The organism is Okeania sp. SIO3B5 (assembly GCF_010692555.1).
Lineage (GTDB): Bacteria > Cyanobacteriota > Cyanobacteriia > Cyanobacteriales > Microcoleaceae > Okeania.
Window position 1 is genome coordinate 9,328 of record NZ_JAAHHG010000278.1, and the last position, 3,878, is coordinate 13,205.

Genomic DNA, 3,878 nt, shown 5'->3' on the forward strand with positions numbered 1-3,878 from the left:
ATTACATTAGGAGTATTAGGTGTAGGAATGTTAGGAGATTGGTTGTTATTACTAGGAATATTAGGTGAAATTACATTAGGAGTATTAGGTGTAGGAATGTTAGGAGATTGGTTGTTATTACTAGGAATATTAGGTGAAATTACATCAGGAGTATTAGGTGTAGGAATGTTAGGAGATTGGTTGTTATTACTAGGAATATTAGGTGAAATTACATCAGGAGTATTAGGTGTAGGAATGTTAGGAGATTGGTTGTTATTACTAGGAAGATTAGGTGCAGGAGTGTTGGGCACTTCGTTTTCATTCCCAGGAGTGATAGGAGCAGGAATGTTAGGAGATTGGTTGTCATTACCAGGAGGATTAGGTGCAGGAGTGTTAGGAGATTGGTTGTCATTACCAGGAGTATTAGGTGCAGGAGTATTAGGAGCAGGAATGTTAGGAGATTGGTTGTCATTACCAGGAGGATTAGGTGCAGGAGTGTTGGGCACTTCGTTTTCATTACCAGGAGGATTAGGTGAAATTACATCAGGAGTATTAGGAGCAGGAGTGTTAGGAGATTGGTTTTCATTCCCAGGAGAATCGGATTCCATCATTTCCGGACTCTCTTGATTAGGGATAGTATCAATTGTTGTTATGATATTGCCAGGATTGCCTGCTCCACTACTGCCAACTCTAACTTCTCCGTCACCCTGAAAATTAATTGTTTCTGGAGAAGTGATGATAATATTGCCTCCATCTGCTGTACTTTCTGTGAAAGCTGATATTTCGCTGTTTTCAGCAATTATTAGTTGAGAGTCGGTGGCAATATTTATATTGCCAGCATTTCCTTGGCCAAGGGTACTGGAAGATATTTGAGCACCATTAATGACTTCCAAAGAACTGCTGGTAATGTTCACACCCCCTGCATTCCCTTCTGCTCCTGCTCCCACTCGACTAAATGCTCCGCTGACACTATTTGCAGTTCCTCCATCAAAGACTATATTATTTGCTGTAATATCTACTCCCCCTACATTGCCATTGCCAAGATTAATGACAGATATTTGAGCGCCATTAGTAACTGCCAAAGAACTACTGGTAATGTTCACGCCTCCCGCATTCCCTGCTGCTCCTTCTCCAATACCACTAATTACTCCACTGGCAAAGCCATCTGAAGATATTCCATCAAATGTTACAGCATTCTCAACTGTGATATCAACTCTCCCGGCGTCGCCATTGCCAAAGGTGCTAGCAGATATTTGAGCGCCATTGGTAACCAAAAGGTTTTGGGCTGTAATATTTATATCTCCTCCTAACTCACTACCAGAAATATCAGTAAAAATATCTTCAGTTGCCGTCACATCTCCTTCGCTCCTGAGAACAAGATCTCCTCCAGCAATAGTCGAAATACCATTTACATTTTCACTAACCCCACCAATATTCACACTTTCCAACAACTCAAAAAATACTCCACTATTTCCGGCAACTGACTCTAAAGAAGACACATTCAACTGTAATGGTGCATCAATTAAACCTATTCCTCCAGTGTCAAAAGTTAGAAATAAACCACTACCCGCATTAATAATTGAATTCTCAGAAACTCTGGCAATATTTCCTCCATTTGCATTGACTAATACCTGCCCTCTTGTTGTTAAGTTTGCTAGATTTATATCGCCGACTTCTCCTAAATTTCCTAACTGAATATTAATAGTGCCATTTCCCGCATTTAATGTTGTTCCATCTAATTGATTTATTGATGCTGGTCCATCACTCCGGTCAACAGAATTTATTTGATCGTTATTACCAAATAAGTTAATATTTCCATCACCACCTGATGTATTAATATCAGCATTGATATTAATACTACGTCCAGCTTGTAATTGTACAGATGAGTCTATTTCTATATTTTCATTAATTGTTATGTCGTTATCCGCTTGTAGAATAATATTCCCCTCTGAGTTTTCTAGGGAAGTATTACTTTCTGAACCTCCTAAAATAATATTTTCTGGGTCTAATAATATTGTTCCTGTATTGCCAAATTCAGCACTAACATTAACCTGACCGTTAAAATTTAATCCTTGTTTTCCTGATACTTCCACAAAGCCTCCATCACCAGAATTTTCTCCTCCTTTTGCACTAATATTTCCGTCAAAATTAGTAATTCCATCTGACCAAACAATGACTTGACCTCCATCTCCATTTGTAATAGCATTAGCAGAAATAAAAGAGTTTTGATTAACAGAAGTTTGCTGAGAACTAGGAACTATTCCATTGCCTTGAAAGTCACCTCCAATTAATACTGTTCCCCCACTATTTAAACCATCAGCGTTAATATTGGCATTGATGAGAGCTACGCGATCGCCAAAGATATTAACTTGTCCGACCATATTATCAGAATTTGATACATCTATATTTCCTGAAGCAATAGCGTCTCCTGAAGTATTGGCAATTGTTACATTATCTGTCAACACTACATTACCATCAGCATTAACTATTATGGATGTGGCGTGTTTGTTGTCTCCACCAGTTAATAAGTTTGGTAAAAATAGAGGAGTGAGCTGAGAAATATCTTCCTCATTTACTTTTTTTGGGTTGACTTCCAAACTTAATAAATGTCCTGGTTGAGATATTCTCAGGGTACTACTGCCTTCTACTGCTGCGATGGTGATGTTACCGCCTGGAGTGGATAGTTGCCCTGTGTTGACAACTGTGCCACCTAACAAAGTCAGATTTTCTCCGGGGTTTAAATTGAGATTTCCTTGATTAACTATAGCGGCTGAGTTATTTTGGTTAAACCTATACCCACTTGGGTTTCCAACTAATTGTGAGTAGTCGTTTGTTCCTATAGCTTTAAACCAGAAATTATTGTTGTTAAAGCCAATACCAGTGGCGGTGGTGACAGTGAATGAGGCGGGTATATTAAGGCTGGCGTTAGGACCAAACATTATGCCTGCGGGGTTGATTAGAAAGAGGTTGGAGTTACCGCCGATAACTTTAATGAGACCGTTAATAGTTGAGGTATTGCCTCCTGTAACTCTGCCGAAAATATTCTGGGTGTCTGGGGTGGTTAGGAAGTTAGCGGTTTGGTTAGTGTTAAGGTTAAATTGGTCGAAACTGTGGAATAGGTTAGAGCCATTGTGAGTTCCACCTCGGATATTGAATTGGTTGCCGTTTTGATTTACGGTTGTACCTGTGACATCATTAGCAGGGGTTATGGGTTGGGAGTAGGCAGGGAGTATTGTTGCTAATTTGCCTAAAATTATAGTCAGAGTTATTATAGTATAAAATTTTAATTTAGTCGGTTTCATAAAAAGAATATTCACCGTACGAATAAAACTTTAGAAAATCGTGACAGCTTTTATCTTGATATTGGATTAACCAATACTGGCTGTACGGCGCAGCTCACTATTCCCTCGGCAGTAAATGCCTCTGGGAATTTCTTTCTAATAATTTGAAGACTGCCATTAACGTCAGCATTAATGGCTATACCAGTTCCACTCCTGAATAAACCACGTTTGACTCGTTTACCCCCATAAGTTTCATGTTTTATTGGTTGCTCTAGATCAAGGGCAGATGTTTTGCTTGTATAGCTTTCCTCTGTTTCAATCACCTTTATTCCTGCTAGCTGACATTTGTAAGTAATTTGCTTGGGCTTTCTTATCATGTGGTATTTGGGTAAAATTTTGGTTGTTTTTTTTGCCCATATTTGCACTTTGTTTCCAGTTATCATTTTTTCCTATGACTACAGTACCAATATTATTTGTGGTTAAATACTTAACCACTAAGAAACTGGTGTTATGCAAATAATTCTCCACAAAACGATTTCGGTGATAGGTTAACGCTTCTATCTTACGGCTAGTTTTTCTGTTGCCTTTGAGATGACTTTGGTACTTGGCTTTACGCTT

Annotated in this window: 3 protein-coding genes; all 3 read right to left on the reverse strand. The window is 38.7% G+C overall.

Annotated elements, in window-relative coordinates:
- A partial coding sequence (locus F6K54_RS28095) for a filamentous hemagglutinin N-terminal domain-containing protein (protein ID WP_293085040.1) occupies nt 1-3,281 on the reverse strand: 3,281 nt, incomplete at its 3' end.
- Between the two features lie 50 nt (nt 3,282-3,331).
- Nucleotides 3,332-3,583 carry a hypothetical protein gene (locus F6K54_RS28100; RefSeq protein WP_293085043.1) on the reverse strand — a complete coding sequence of 84 codons (252 nt, stop codon included), beginning with the start codon at nt 3,581-3,583 and terminating at the stop codon, nt 3,332-3,334.
- On the reverse strand, nt 3,576-3,878 hold a 303-nt coding region (locus F6K54_RS28105), incomplete at its 5' end, for a transposase (protein WP_293085045.1). The genes F6K54_RS28105 and F6K54_RS28100, both read right to left, overlap by 8 nt.